Raw genomic sequence first — 14,950 nt, 5'->3', positions numbered from 1 at the left:
AAGCTTCAAGCTTCAAGCCGAAAGCAAGGGCAGGGCGGTATGACAGGGCTTTTACTTGCAGCTGGCAGCTTGCAGCTTGCAGCTTGCAGCTTGCAGCTGGCCGATTCATCGTCCCAAATAAACCTCAATTACTCGCTCATCGGCCTGCACTTGCTCAAGCGAGCCCTCGGCCAGCACGCTGCCCTGATGCAGCACCGTGACGTGGTCGGCAATCGAGCCGACAAAGCCCATGTCGTGCTCGACCACCATCAGCGAATGCTTGCCGGCCAGCGATTTGAACAGCTCGGCGGTGAACTCGGTTTCGGCGTCGGTCATGCCCGCCACCGGTTCGTCGAGCAGGAGCAATTGCGGGTCCTGCATCAGCAACATGCCGATCTCGAGAAACTGCTTCTGGCCGTGGGACAACAACCCGGCCTGGCGATTGACCGAGGTGGTCAGGCGAATCGTCTCGAGCACTTCGCAGATGCGATCCTTCTGCTCGCCACTCAAGCGCGCACGCAAACTGGCCCACACCGACTTGTCGGTCTTCTGCGCCAGCTCCAGGTTTTCAAACACGCTCAAGGCTTCGAATACCGTCGGTTTCTGAAACTTGCGGCCGATGCCGGACTGGGCAATCTGCACTTCGCTCATCTGCGTCAGGTCGAGGGTTTCACCGAACCAGGCCTTGCCGTGGCTGGGCCGGGTCTTGCCGGTGATCACGTCCATCAGCGTGGTCTTGCCCGCGCCGTTGGGGCCGATGATGCAGCGCAGTTCGCCGACGCCGATGTACAGGTTGAGATTGTTCAAGGCACGGAAGCCATCGAAGCTGACGCTGATGTCTTCCAGGGTCAGGATGGTGCCGTGGCGCGTATCGAGGCCCGGGCCGACGCGCTGGCCGAGGCCGATCGAGTCGCGGCTGGTGCCTTCGTCCTTGTTCGGTTCCACGGGGAAAAACGCCGGCTCCAGCATGAATTCAGCACTCGCTGTGACTCTCATTGTTCACCTCGTTTCTTCAGCAGACCGATCACGCCCTTGGGCAGGTACAACGTCACGACGATGAACAGCGCGCCGAGGAAGAACAGCCAGTATTCCGGGAAGGCCACGGTGAACCAGCTCTTCATGCCGTTGACCACGCCGGCGCCGAGCAGCGGCCCGATCAGCGTGCCGCGCCCGCCGAGGGCGACCCACACCGCCGCTTCGATCGAGTTGGTCGGCGACATTTCGCTGGGGTTGATGATGCCGACTTGCGGCACGTACAGCGCTCCGGCGAGACCGCACAGCACCGCACTCAGCACCCAGACGAACAGCTTGAAACCGCGCGGGTCGTAGCCGCAGAACATCAAACGGTTTTCCGCATCGCGCAACGCCGTCAGCACCCGGCCGAACTTGCTTTGTGCCAGGCGCCAGCCGATGAACAGGCTCGCCACCAGCAGCATCACCGTGGCCAGAAACAGCACCGCGCGGGTGCCCGGTTCGGTGATGCCGAAGCCGAGGATCGTGCGGAAGTTTGTAAAGCCGTTGTTGCCGCCAAACCCGGTCTCGTTGCGGAAAAACAGGAGCATGCCGGCGAAGGTCAGGGCCTGGGTCATGATCGAGAAATACACGCCCTTGATCCGCGAACGGAAGGCGAAAAAGCCGAACACCAGCGCCAGCAGACCCGGCGCCAGCACCACCAGACACATGGCCCAGATAAAGCTGCTGGTGCCGGTCCAGTACCAGGGCAATTCGCTCCACGACAGGAAAGTCATGAACGCTGGCAAGCCATCGCCGGCCGCCTGCCGCATCAGGTACATGCCCATCGCGTACCCGCCGAGGGCGAAGAACAGACCGTGGCCCAGCGACAGCAGGCCGGCATAGCCCCAGACCAGATCCAGCGCCAGGGCGACGATGGCGTAGCAGAGGATTTTGCCGACCAGGGTCAGCGTGTAGGCCGAGACGTGCAGGGCATTGTCTGGCGACAACAACGAGAGCAGCGGCAGAACGATCAGCAGCGCGAGGATCACCCCGCCGACCGCGAGCGTGACTTTCGGCCCGGCCTTTTGTGTGGCCGTGACTAACAGAGGCTGGTTCATCAGTCGATCACCCGTCCTTTCAGTGCGAAGAGGCCTTGCGGACGTTTCTGAATGAACAGAATGATCAGCGCGAGGATCAGGATCTTGCCGAGCACCGCACCGATCTGCGGTTCGAGAATCTTGTTGGCGATGCCCAGGCCAAATGCCGCCAGCACGCTTCCGGCCAGTTGGCCGACGCCGCCGAGCACCACCACCAGGAACGAGTCGATGATGTAGCTCTGGCCAAGGTCGGGACCGACGTTGCCGATCTGGCTCAGCGCCACGCCGCCCAGCCCGGCGATGCCCGAGCCGAGGCCGAAGGCGAGCATGTCCACGCGCCCGGTCGGCACGCCGCAGCAGGCGGCCATGTTGCGGTTCTGGGTGACGGCGCGCACGTTGAGGCCGAGGCGGGTCTTGTTCAGCAGCAGCCAGGTCAGCACCACCACGAACAATGCGAAAGCGATGATGACGATGCGGTTGTACGGCAGCACCAGGTTCGGCAGCACTTGAATGCCGCCGGACAGCCACGCCGGGTTGGCCACTTCAACGTTCTGCGCACCGAACAACAAACGCACAAGCTGAATCAGCATCAGGCTGATGCCCCAGGTCGCGAGCAGGGTTTCCAGTGGTCGACCGTAAAGGTGGCGGATGACCGTGCGCTCCAGCGCCATGCCAATGGCGGCGGTGACGAAAAACGCCACCGGCAGCGCGATCAGCGGATAGAACTCGATGGCCTGCGGCGCGTAACGCTGAAACATCAGCTGCACGACATAGGTCGAGTAGGCGCCGAGCATGAGCATCTCGCCGTGGGCCATGTTGATCACCCCGAGCAGGCCGAAGGTGATCGCCAGACCGAGGGCGGCGAGCAGCAGAATCGAGCCCAGCGACATGCCGCTGAAGGCCTGGCCGAGCACTTCGCCGATCAGCAATTTGCGCTTGACCTGCGCGAGGCTGGTTTCAGCGGCGGTGCGCACGCCGGCATCGCTTTCCACGCCCGGTTCGAGCAGACCTTCAAGGCGTGTGCGTGCCAGCGGGTCGCCGGTTTCACCGAGCAACCGCACCGCTGCAAGGCGCACCGCCGGGTCGCTGTCGACCAGTTGCAGATTGGCCAGCGCCAGGCTCAGGGCCGCGTGGACGCTTGGGTCTTTTTCCCCGGCGAGTTGCCGGTCGAGAAATTTCAGCTGCGCGGGTTTCGCGCTTTTCTGCAATTGCTGCGCGGCGCCCAGACGGATCTTGCTGTCAGCGGCGAGCAATTGATGGCTGGCCATCGCGGTGTCGATCAGACCCCGCAGGCGATTGTTCAGGCGCAGGGTTTTCGCTTGGCCGTCGATCGTCAGCTCGCCTTGTTGCAGGGCGTTGAGCAATTCGATACGCGCCGGATCGGGCTGCGCGGCCCAGGCTTCCAGCAGTTTGGCCTGTTGCATCGGATTGGCCGCGACGAAGTCTTCGGCATCGCCAGCGTGGGCCAGGAGTGGCAGCAACAGTGCGATGGCACAGATAAATCGGAAAAGGGCAGTGGGCATAGTCAGTCGCCTTGACGCGGACATTGTGGGAGCGAGCCTTTGTGGCGAGGGGATTTATCCCCGCTCGGCTGCGAAGCAGTCGTGATATCGGTCGACGCGATCGATCTGATACACCGCGACTGATGGCGTTGGGGCTGCTTCGCAACCCATCGGGGATAAATCCCCTCACCACAAAGGTCCGCTCTCACAGGGAATTGCATCAGCCTCACGCCAGGCGCGAGACTGACATCCGGTGACTCAGTTGCTCTTCACCGCATAATCCGGCTTCTTGTCGTTGCCCTGAATGTACGGGCTCCATGGTTGCGCGCGGATCGGGCCTTCGGTCTGCCACACGACGTTGAACTGCCCGTCGCTCTGGATTTCGCCGATCATCACGGGCTTGTGCAGGTGGTGATTGGTCTTGTCCATGGTCAACGTGTAACCGGACGGCGCAGCAAAGGTCTGCCCGGCCAGCGCTTCGCGAACCTTGTCGACGTCAGTGGATTTGGCTTTCTCGACCGCCTGCGCCCACATGTGGATGCCGACGTAGGTGGCTTCCATCGGGTCGTTGGTCACGGCTTTATCGGCGCCCGGCAGGTTGTGTTTCTTCGCGTAGGCTTTCCAGTCCGCGACGAATTTCTTGTTCGCAGGATTTTCCACCGACTCGAAGTAGTTCCACGCCGCGAGGTTACCCACCAGCGGTTTGGTGTCGATGCCGCGCAGTTCTTCTTCGCCGACCGAGAACGCCACCACCGGTACGTCGGTAGCCTTCAGGCCCTGGTTGGCCAGCTCTTTGTAGAACGGCACGTTGGAGTCGCCATTGACGGTCGAGATGACGGCAGTCTTGCCACCGGCGGAGAATTTTTTGATGTTGGCAACGATGGTCTGGTAATCGCTGTGCCCGAACGGCGTGTAGACCTCTTCGATGTCCTTGTCGGCCACGCCTTTGGAATGCAGGAACGCACGCAGGATCTTGTTGGTGGTGCGCGGGTAGACGTAGTCGGTGCCGAGCAGGAAGTAGCGCTTGGCGCTGCCGCCTTCTTCGCTCATCAGGTATTCAACGGCGGGGATCGCTTGCTGGTTCGGCGCGGCGCCGGTGTAGAAGACGTTCGGCGACATCTCTTCGCCTTCGTACTGCACCGGGTAGAACAGCAGGCCATTGAGCTCTTCGAACACCGGCAGTACCGATTTACGCGATACCGAGGTCCAGCAGCCGAACACCACCGCGACCTTGTCCTGGGTCAGCAGCTGTCGGCCCTTTTCGGCGAACAGCGGCCAGTTGGAAGCGGGATCGACCACCACCGGCTCGAGCATCTTGCCGTTCACGCCGCCCTTGGCGTTGATCTCGTCGATGGTCATCAGCGCCATGTCCTTGAGCGACGTTTCGGAGATCGCCATGGTCCCGGACAACGAATGCAGAATCCCGACCTTGATGGTCTCGGCGGCCTGGACAGTCCAGGTCATGCCCATCGCGGCAATGGATGCCGTGAGTGTGAAAGCCTTGATCAAACTGCGACGCTTCATTGTGCGATCTCCATGAACATTCGATTTTTTCTGGTTGGCAGATGCGGACGACTGAAGGTGTGTTTTGCAAAGGCTGTGCCCGGTCGCGTTCAGGCAAGAAAATGTCGTGCCAGAGCGCTTGCGCGCTGTGGGCGTGCACCAGGAGGGGACGGTAGTCGGGCGGTGGTGCGTCCAGCTGCGCCAGATTGGGGCGCGGGCTGTCGCGTAGATGCGGATACAGAAACGATAAACATGTACCACAGCAGGTGAAACCCGACGGCCCACACTCACGCGCTCATCCCGATTCTCAGCGCAGGTTTTTATGAGTCATGTCTCAGGCCGATCCGGTCGTACCGCAAGTTCTTCAGCAACGTTCAAGCTGCCGCCACTGAGCCCGGCCTTTCTGACTGAAGAGGACGCCGCCTATTGGGTGCACACGCGGATTCCACTGAACCCGGACAAAGAATACGGCAGCGTGATCCTGCTGCGTCCGGACGGGAAATTGCTCGCCACTTCACCCATCGCCGGGCAAGCCACGGGTTTTGACTTCGGCACAATTGTGCAGACCGATGGCCTTGGCGGCATGCTTCATCCGCTGGGCTACCGGTGCGTCGCCAGCGTTCACAGCCATCCGCCGATCCATGCCGAGTTCCGCAATGGCAATCGGCGTCAGGATGAAACGCTGCTTCGGCTGTTCATGAGTTTCTATTCAGGCGGCGATTTCATTGGCGATGTGTCGGCGCGGGATTTTTTCCGCAGCGCTTACCTTTCAGGCCCGGATGGCAGCTTGCTCAAATACGTCTCGAGCGGCTCGCCCGAGGAGCGCGACTACTTTCTCTGGCAGCAGTCCGGCGGGCCGTCGGGCCATCCGGCGGGGGCCTATGACGTGATGGCGGTGATCAACAAACTGGCGACCGTGGGTGAACTCAAAGTCATTGTTTCGAATGCCGACTGGGGCTACTCGGTGGGGCGCGTACCTGCGGACTGGAAGGCCGGCGCGTCGTTTTCAAAGGGTGTGGTCACCGAACTGCCGCTGATGACCCGTGTCTGCGTCAATGCCGAACGCGCCGTGCTGGCCGCGTTGAAATCCAGAGGCGCGCAGACGACGGGCCTGATATTGAAAAAATTGGTTGGCGAGGAGTATGTGGCCACCCATGCGCGGCCGGCCGGGCTCGCCGCTTGGGATCCTGAGCGAATATTTCCGGTTGATGCCCAAGGGCAATTGCAGCTGCCCAGGGGGTATTTGCTGGAGGGCTTTTACTTTGCCTCGCGGCCCGACCCTGCACAGTTTCCACCTGGCCAGCCGTGGCTCTACGAGAACTTCTTCACGCCCCGGGAGATCGCCTGGGCTATCGAAGCGAATGCCCGCAGCCAACATCTGGCGCAAGCGGGGCGTGCGTTGTCGCTGTACATGCGGGCGCAGGATCATGCGATGTTGAAGTACCGCTTCAGCGGCGATTCGATCGAAGCGGCACTGAGCGTTACGCAGTCGGACGGCACGGTCAGTGACAACGGTGTGCAGGCAAGGCTGTTGGCCGGCACACTGGATAGCCGCGCATTTGTTTCGATGCTGGTACTGGCCGGGACCCTGGAGGTCGTGCGCGGCAGTGCGTTGTGGGCGCATCTGGGGCCGGTGGGTCTGCAATGGCAGCCCTTCGCCAATTTCCCCTGGCCGCGATTGAGCCGGGCTTTTCTGACGGCCGATGATGCGGTTCGCCATGCCCATGAGCTCGTGGGCATTCGCCGTGATCAGCAGTACGCGGGGTATGTTTTTCAGCGTAGCGACAAGCGTTTCGTGGTGACCGAACCCTTGCCCGGGGATATCGATACGCTCAGCCAGGGGCGGCTTTATCCTCTGGACAATCACGGTCGGCCGGTGTTTCCAGACGACCACACCATGCATGCGCGTTATGTCGCTCACGTTGCGCTTTCGCAACTTGACCCGGTGCATATCCGGTATCTGCGCTGGACCCGTGCCGAGGCTCTGCTGGATGTGCAGATGCTCAACGTTGACGAGCTGCGGCAGACTCTGCTCGACGGGATCGCTCTGTATTGCTCTGGTGCCGGCGACAGCCTGATCAGGTTCCAGCCCTACACCACCATCGTCGCCAGGGAGCTGGCCAGACGCCTCGGCACTGGCAAGCACCCGGGCGAGCTTGCCAGTGCGCTGCGCAACGGCACTGAACGGCCACAGGCCTTTGTGCGTGAACAGGCGCAGGCCGGCGTCTTGTTCAACCTGATCGATCACGCACTGTGGGGCTATCGCGGGCAGATCGGCGCTGACTGGAGCCTGCCAATAGCGTCAGTGGCTGAACCAGGCGAGTCTGAGCCGCCGCTGCCGACGTTACCGAAACCGTCATTGCCAGATCTCTCTTTGCAGCCATATCCGCCAACGCAAGTGCCTGCGCCTGGCGCTACAACAATGCCGTGGAAGCGTCCTGCGAGGATTTTCTTTGGTGCGGTGTTTTCCTCGGCGGACGAGGCAGCACTGAGTCAATCCAGTACTGACGTGCATTTGCACGACGAGAAGAAAACCTGGTTCGGCTTCATTCTCAAGCACGTGGGGCGGGAGGAATACATCGCCAGCGAGCTGATACCCGTCAGCGATAGCGGCACCAATCTGTTTCGTCAGGAGTCGGTGTTCAGTTCCAGCAGGACAGCTCCCTGGTATCAGTACCCGGATGGCTTCGACCTGCATGCCGTGTATTACATGCACCAGCGAATCGGGGAAACCTTGCGCCATCCCCAGGACTGGCTCGCGCATTACTTCGTCACGCCAGAGACGCTGACGGTTGCCATGTATCTCTCCGAGCGGCGCCCGGTCGTCGCCACTGGCCGGCACAGAACTTTGTATATCGCCACTGGTGATGGTGCTCTGCTCAGGTATGTGTTCAACAGCTCCAGCAAGTTGTTCTACGACGACAGCTCGCAGACGACGCTGCAAACGCTCAAGGACGATCTCGCTGCGCAAAGGCTGTTGCCATCCGACTTCGTGCACACCGTGGTCGACAGTGGTCAACTTGACGTGCTGCGTACGAGTCTGTGCTGGGACCGGCCGGGTTTGGTCAAGAAAACCTGGCAGCCTTACGCAAATCTGCAGCGACGCGCCCTGGGGCCGGTTTTTCACAGTGCCGACGATGCGGCGGTGCATGCCCGATCGCTGTTGCCGCAGAGCACCGACAAGCTCTATGGCGGTGTCATTCTGAAACGCTCCGACGGCCTCTACGTCGCTACCTCGCCGATTGAAGTGACACGCGAAAATTTCGACAGTAGCGAGATCATCGCCGACGAGACTCGCGCTGCCGGACTGTTTCCAGAAAATTGCCGGATCGTTGCGCGTTACCGCTCCAGAGTCCCGAGGGAGCTGTCGGTAGCGTTTTCGGCCATCGACAAACAGATCTACTTGAACATGCTGTCGGTCGATACCTTGTACTCGGCATTCACCCGCAAGCCTGTGGTCTGGGATGAATACCTGTTTGCGCCGGACGGTGCGACGATTCGCTATCAGCCTGGGTTGTGGGAGCGTCTGCGCGCCGATCTGTCGATTGCCCTGACGGCAAGCAATAGCCTGCCCGCATCACTGGATGGCGAGACCATCAAGCAGCGCCTTTACAGCGGTGAATTGAAACCGATCGACTGGATCGACTCGCTCGCCAGAACCGGTTATTTGCAGGTCGTCACCGGCAGTGACCTGTGGGGCCTGCCCAGGCAAGTATCGCGCTGGGTGCCGTTCTCGGCCGACCTGCAGATCGTGACGGATTACAGCAAAGCCGCTACTGCGGCGGTGTGCAGCCCGTTATACCTTCAGGCGGATGCGGCCGCTCGATATGTCCATGAGCTGGCGGTGAGCCGCGATACGCAGACTTTCGGTGTCATCCTGCGCTCGGCCGGCGGTGTGTTTCTTGCCAGTCTGCCGCTGACTGCACAACGGTCTGCGCTGGCGCTGGACCGGATCTTCGAGCACGGGCGACTGCCAGCAGGCTTTCTGCTGGATTCGATTTATCTGCGCGCCGTCCTGCCGCCGCTTGGCGCACGATCCACGGATATCCGGCATGCGCTGACCATGCCCAGCGAAGTCCAGCAGGCGTGTCGACGGGCCAGTACGCCACAGGGTTACAAGCCGATCTACTTCTCCTGCGCCGACGGAGCGCTGCTGAGGCTGCAACTGCACGCGTTCGAGCCCGGCACGTTCTTCGACCGGTTCGGGCAAGTGGAATTGCGCCCCAACGCTTTTGTGTCAATGGAGCAGGCGGCGATTGATCAACGCAACAACAGCAAGGGCACTTTCAGCCTTGTCGAATACGTAAATCGGATGGCGCGAGCCGGTGACCTGCATGTCATTGAAACCAGCGCCTGCTGGTCTCGCCGTGGTCGGGTCGAGGAGGGCTGGCAACCGGGTCTGGCCGAGATATCTCGTGAGCGCCACTGGCAAAATCATCCGGTTCCGGCGCTGGGACCGATCTTCCAGCATCCCGACGATGCTGCCCGCTATGCCCGGCAACGGACCGACAATGAAATACTCGCTCGGACCGGTTATGAGGGCGCGGTTCTCGGGGAAAACTCCGGCCAGCGCTTTGTCCCGCTGGAGCCTGTTGCGTGGTTCGCCAACGAGGAAAATCTTCGTCTGCGTCTTTTCCGTACTGCCGAGGACCCTGCGACCGACTGGCGCCGACCGGCACCGCGCTACCCTGACGGTTATGCCGTCGTGGCCAGTCATCAATTCAGCCTGTCGGGCAATACCTTGCTGGTCGCTGACAACGAACAGATCCGCAGTAATTTCGCCGAACCCGCGCTGGTGTATGCACACACCCACGAGTTGAAAAATCAAGGTTTCGATATTCGTGGGTATTACTACTCCACGCCCGGCCATGAGTTGCTCAAATACACGCCAGTGTACTCAGACGCCGAACGGGATCTGCTGCTGACCCGTTCGGTCGTTTATGAAAACGGGCAATGGGTCAGCCGCCTCACGCCTGGGCAATTTGTCTCCCGACTCCTGCAATTGGGCGAATTTCAGGTGTTGGTGGCAGGCGCGTATTGGCGCCATACCGGGCACCTGGGCAGTGGTTGGCGAATCCGTCGGCAACAGCCGGCGGCCGAAGGTGCCGTGCGGATCAGAGATGAGTTGTAATTCGAATGCCGAGTCGGGCGCGGGCCACTGAGCCCGCGCCACACTATCAGCGCGGTAGATCGACGGTGCGCCGGGCGACTCGTGGCAAGACAAACCGGTCAAGCAACCACACGAACAGCAGCGAAGCCCCCACCAGCGGAAACACCACCGCCAGCACCAGCATGATCGCCACGCCGGTTTTCCATGTCGGCAGGTCATGGCGCAGCGGCGGCACGCCGAACTTGCCTTCGGGGCGGCGTTTCCACCAGATCACTACACCACTGACGGCGCTCAGCAGAATCATCAGGCAGATCAGCAGCACGACGATCTGGTTGAAGGTGCCGAACATCTTGCCTTCGTGGAGCATCACGCCGATTTCGGTAGCGCGAGCAACGGTGCCGTAGTGCTCGAAACGCACATCGGCGAGAACCTTGCCGGTGTACTGATCGATATGCAGGGTGGCGTCGTTGCGCGGGTCATCGGCGAATACGGCAATGGTGAACACGCCGGTGGCGGTGGTCGGCAGGGTGATGCTGTAGCCGGGCTCGACCTTGCGCTCACTGGCGATGTTCTGCACATCCTGCAGGCTGACTTCGGGTGCAGCGGGGCCGGCGTGGGCGGTGCCGTGATTCATGTGTTCGGCGTGGTCGCCGGACATCGGCATCGGTGTGTTCTCCATCGCCCATGGCACGGTCTGGCGGGTGGCGCTGTTGAGGTTGCGTGCCTCGATGTCGGAGGTCGGCACGTTGTCCCACATTGCGGCTGGAAACACGTTCCACACCTGCGCGTATTGCTTGCCCCAGAAACCGGTCCAGGTCATGCCGCTGAGCAACATCACCAACAGCAATGTCGCGCCCCAGAAACCGGTGACGGCATGCAGATCGCGCCACAACACTCGACCTCGGCTGTTCAAACGCGGCCATAGAATGCCCGCCGCCTGACCGCGCGGCCACCACAGAAACAGCCCCGAGACCACCAGCACCACGCCCCAGCCAGCGGCCATTTCGATCAGGCGATCGCCGACCGTGCCGATCATCAATTCGCCGTGGATCGCACGGGCAATGGCTTGCAGATTCTGCTTGGCATCCTGCTCGCCGAGGATGTCGCCGTGGTACGGATCGACGAATACGTTGAGTTCGTGACCAGCGTTTTTCACCACGAATTGCGCGCTGCGCTCGGCATTCACCGGCGGCAGGTACTGAGTGACCTGGCCTTGCGGATAGGCAGCTTTCACCCGTTGCAGCAGGTCATCGGCCGGCACTGTGTGGTGCCCGGCCGGTACTTCGAGCAGGCTGCTGTACATCAGCAAATCGAGCTGCGGTTTGAACAGATAAATGATCCCGGTCAGGGCCAGCATCACCATGAACGGCGCGACGAACAGCCCGGCATAGAAATGCCAGCGCCAGGCCAGGTTGTAGAAATTGGGTTGAGGCTTTTGCATCACGTGTGCTCCGCTTGGCTTGGTTCTTTTCGTTGTCTGTTTACCTGTGGCAGCGAGCCTGCTCGCGAAGCGGTTGTTCAGTCGATATCAATGTCGACCGTGGCGCCGTCTTCGCGAGCAGGCTCGCTCCCACATGGGTAGGTATTGGTGTCAGAAACTCATATCCACTTTGGTCCAGAGCGTGCGCCCCGGTTCATTAATTGCCTGTGGGTCATTGGCCGGGTAACCGAACCCGGCGTTGCCAGCCAGGTTCAGGTGCTCGGAGTAGGCTTTGCCGAACAGGTTGTCGACGCCGCTGCTGACCTTCCAGTGCTGGTTGATGCGGTACGCGCCGTTGAGCGAGAACACGCCGAAGCCGGAGCTCTGGGCGTAATCCTTGCCGACCACGTTGCCCTTGTTCGCGTCGATGCGGTGCTGCGCGGCGACCACTCGCCAGAGTGCGCCGGCGCTCCACTTGGCCTCGCTGTAGGTCAGGCCGAAGCGCGCATCCAGCGGCGGCATCTGCGGTAATGCCGAGCCGTCGCTGCTGTTCTTGCCCCAGGCATAGGCCAGGGTCGCATCGGCTTTCCAGTTGTCGGTGAGGTTGTAGGCAGCTCCCAGTTCGCCACCCATGATCCGCGCGTCGATGTTCTCGGCGCGCGAGGTGCTCATGCCCATCATTCCCGGCGTGTAGTCGAACAGGATGTAATCGCGTACCACACCGATGTAACCCGAGGCCCAGGCTTCGAGGTCGGCGCTCCTGTAGTTCACGCCAAAGTCGAACTGCGTGGTCTTTTCCGGTTTGATCGAGTCGAACGCATTGACCGATCCTGCCGGGCCGGACTTGGGCGAAAACAACTCCCAGTAATCCGGGAAGCGTTGCGCGTGGCCGAGGCCTGCATAGAGCGTGGTAGGGCTGTCGGCGAGGTCATGCTCGTAACGGATGAAGCCGCTGGGCAGGGTGTCGGCGCGGGTGTCGTCGGCGGTCGGGTTGGGGCGGGACATCATCCCCGAGCCGGTGGTCTGCCGATAATCCTTGGCCGAAGCACGGTCGACACGGGCGCCAGTGATCAAGCGATCACGCTCGGCGGCGTACCAGGTCATTTCGCTGAAAGCGCCGTAGTTATGGAAATCGGCGTCCTTGCTGTACGGCAGGTCCTTATAGGTGTCGATGCCCATTGCACTGCGCTGACGGTGCTCGTTGGTCTGTGCGTCGAGGCCGGTGATCAGCTGAACATCAGCCCAGCGCCAGGTCGCCTTGAGCCGCGCGCCGAGGGTCCGACGGTCGACGTTGGACGCCATGGGCCCTGCCATCATCCCGGTGGCGGACGGGGTGCGCAGGGTGTAGTTATCCATCACATGGTCGGCGTAGTTGTAGTAGACCTGCGCCTCGAGTTTTTCCAGCACCTCGCTGATGTTGGATTTTTCCAGGCGCAGGCCAAGGCTTTCGCGCAGGAATTGCGAACCGTCCATGCCGCGCCCGCCATACCGCGCCTCGCCGTCGCCCTTGCCGGCGGTGAGTTCGATCAAGGTGTCGGCATCCGGCGTCCAGCCCAGTGCGACATCGCCGTTCCACTTGTCGTAACGCGAGGCGACGATGTCGTTGTTGCCATCGCGGTAATCGTCGGAATGCGCGGTGTTGCCGATGACGCGCACGTAGCCCAACGGACCGCCGGCAGCCGCGTCGACAACCTTGTCGAAACGCCCATGCGAGCCAGCCAGGATGCTGGCGTTGACGCGAGTGCCGAGTTCGCCGAAGTTCTCCGGCTCACGGTCGAACAGCACCGTACCGGCCGATGCGCCCGGACCCCACAGGACGGTTTGCGGGCCTTTGATCACCGTGAGTTTGTCGTAGGTTTCCGGTGAAATATACGAAGTCGGCGCGTCCATCCGGCCAGGGCAAGCGCCGAGCATCATGCTGCCGTTGGTGAGGATATTCAGGCGCGAACCAAACATCCCGCGCAGCACCGGATCGCCGTTGGTGCCGCCATTGCGCACCAGAGCGAAGCCGGGAATGGTCTTCAGGTAATCGCCGCCGTCACTGGCCGGCACCGGTTGGCGCGGATCCTTGGGGTTGGTGACGATCGTCAGTGGCGAGCTTGGGGCGATGGCGGTGATCACCGTCGGACTCAGTTCACTTTCGTGGCCGGTGTGATCATCAGCCAGCGCCAGCGGTGTCAGCAGCAGGCCGCAAAGGACGGCAATAGCGTGCCTGCAACGAATCCGCGATTCATTCAGGGCAAAGTGCGCGCGGGCAGATTCCGCGCAGGGGACAGCAGTAAACCTGGACATGACAATTTCCATCGAACAGTCGTAAACACCACGGCCGGCAGCCTGGAGCTGTCTTCTCAACCGTGTGCAATCAGAGGTGCGTGTTTACGTGGCGATGGGCGGGGCGCGGGTGCGGGCGCCGGGGAAGAAGGTTTGCCGGGCATGGCCCAAGCGAGGGGAGGGTGCGGTGAAAGTGCTGGCGGGCGGAGTGTCGAATGCTGTGAATGAACCGCCACCCGTGAGTGCCGGGCAGTTGAACAGCAGGCTGCAATAACCGCATTTTTCCCAGATTGCATGGTGCCCGGATGCTGGCGGGCAATGCTCGGCAGCCGGTTGCGCGCCGTGCTCCGCGTGCTCCATCGCCGACATGTCCATGCTCATGTCCATCGACATGTTCATGGACGTTGAAGCGTGCTGATCCATCGGCATCGACTGAGAAATCAGTGGACCGATAAAGATCATCAGCATGGCGAACAGGCTGATCCAGCTGCCGCGTGTCAGGCCCAATGGCTGACGACGGGGGGTGGGTGACCTGGTGCCTGGCGGGCGCATGGGCGGCGTCGCGATAGCGGATTACTGAGCGTGCGCGTGCTTTTGCGTGGACTCGGGCGCCTGCTTCTGCACCGCCACTTCCACTGTCACGTCTCCGGACTTCTCGAAATGCAGGGTCATCGGGAAGCGCTTGCCATCGCTGAGCAGGCTGCGGTCCTTCAACCCCAGCAGCATGACGTGGTAGGCCATCGGTGCGAACGTGACATCGCCGCCGGCGGGGATTGCCACGTTGGCTACTTGCTGCATTTTCATCAAGTCGTTTTGCATCACATGCTCATGCAACTGCGCTTCAGCCGATATCGGCGAGTCGACACTAAGCAGGCGGTCAGCTGTGTTGCCCGAGTTGTGGATCACGAAATACGCGGCGACGTTGGGTGCATTGGGCGGCAGTTCCTGCGACCACGGGTGAGCGATTTCCAGTGCGCCGATCTTGTATTCGTGGGCATTGGCAAAGCAGGCAGGCAGCAGCAACGCGGCCAGAACGATAAGTCTGTTCAACATGGCAGTTCTCCAGGTGATTCAAAACGCAGGTCAATTGCGAGAAGTCATCACACCAGAGGGG

The 14,950-nt window shown here is 61.5% G+C and carries 9 protein-coding genes; 1 reads left to right on the top strand and 8 read right to left on the bottom strand.

From position 1 onward, the window contains the following. Positions 1-105: 105 nt before the first annotated feature. The 4 genes from urtD to urtA all read right to left on the bottom strand — a co-directional run bounded on the left by urtD (position 106) and on the right by urtA (position 5,056). Positions 106-948 (bottom strand): urea ABC transporter ATP-binding protein UrtD, encoded by an 843-nt coding sequence (gene urtD, locus D8U60_RS15035; protein ID WP_177435473.1) that lies wholly within the window; start codon positions 946-948, stop codon positions 106-108. A 23-nt stretch (positions 949-971) separates the two neighbouring features. Continuing rightward, positions 972-2,051 carry an urea ABC transporter permease subunit UrtC gene (urtC, locus tag D8U60_RS15030; protein ID WP_122699766.1) on the bottom strand — a complete coding sequence of 360 codons (1,080 nt, stop codon included), beginning with the start codon at positions 2,049-2,051 and terminating at the stop codon, positions 972-974. Continuing rightward, positions 2,051-3,553: an urea ABC transporter permease subunit UrtB gene (urtB, locus tag D8U60_RS15025; RefSeq protein ID WP_122881167.1), complete on the bottom strand. Its 1,503-nt coding sequence runs from the start codon at positions 3,551-3,553 to the stop codon at positions 2,051-2,053. Before urtB ends, urtC begins: the two co-directional genes overlap by 1 nt. A 237-nt stretch (positions 3,554-3,790) precedes the next feature. Continuing rightward, positions 3,791-5,056: an urea ABC transporter substrate-binding protein gene (gene urtA / locus D8U60_RS15020; RefSeq protein ID WP_016771886.1), complete on the bottom strand. Its 1,266-nt coding sequence runs from the start codon at positions 5,054-5,056 to the stop codon at positions 3,791-3,793. Between the two features lie 301 nt (positions 5,057-5,357). Between urtA and D8U60_RS15015 the strand changes: the two genes are divergently transcribed. Then, positions 5,358-10,166 (top strand): DUF4329 domain-containing protein, encoded by a 4,809-nt coding sequence (locus D8U60_RS15015; protein WP_130900394.1) that lies wholly within the window; start codon positions 5,358-5,360, stop codon positions 10,164-10,166. A gap of 46 nt (positions 10,167-10,212) precedes the next feature. Here the strand turns inward: D8U60_RS15015 and D8U60_RS15010 are convergent, their stop codons facing one another. From D8U60_RS15010 to D8U60_RS14995, 4 genes are all read right to left on the bottom strand, one after another. Next, positions 10,213-11,586 carry a PepSY domain-containing protein gene (locus tag D8U60_RS15010; RefSeq protein WP_130900393.1) on the bottom strand — a complete coding sequence of 458 codons (1,374 nt, stop codon included), beginning with the start codon at positions 11,584-11,586 and terminating at the stop codon, positions 10,213-10,215. A gap of 150 nt (positions 11,587-11,736) precedes the next feature. Further along, entirely contained in the window at positions 11,737-13,857 is a 2,121-nt protein-coding gene (locus D8U60_RS15005) for a TonB-dependent copper receptor (RefSeq protein ID WP_130900392.1), read from the bottom strand. Between the two features lie 84 nt (positions 13,858-13,941). Continuing rightward, positions 13,942-14,388, bottom strand: a complete 447-nt coding sequence (locus D8U60_RS15000; protein WP_130900391.1) for a DUF2946 domain-containing protein — start codon at positions 14,386-14,388, stop codon at positions 13,942-13,944. A gap of 21 nt (positions 14,389-14,409) precedes the next feature. Continuing rightward, positions 14,410-14,889 carry a copper chaperone PCu(A)C gene (locus tag D8U60_RS14995; protein WP_046819713.1) on the bottom strand — a complete coding sequence of 160 codons (480 nt, stop codon included), beginning with the start codon at positions 14,887-14,889 and terminating at the stop codon, positions 14,410-14,412. Between the last annotated feature and the right edge of the window lie 61 nt (positions 14,890-14,950).

It is taken from the genome of Pseudomonas sp. Sample_11 (assembly GCF_004307505.1).
GTDB classification, from domain to species: domain Bacteria; phylum Pseudomonadota; class Gammaproteobacteria; order Pseudomonadales; family Pseudomonadaceae; genus Aquipseudomonas; species Aquipseudomonas atacamensis.
This window is presented reverse-complemented; position numbering and strand designations above follow the sequence as displayed.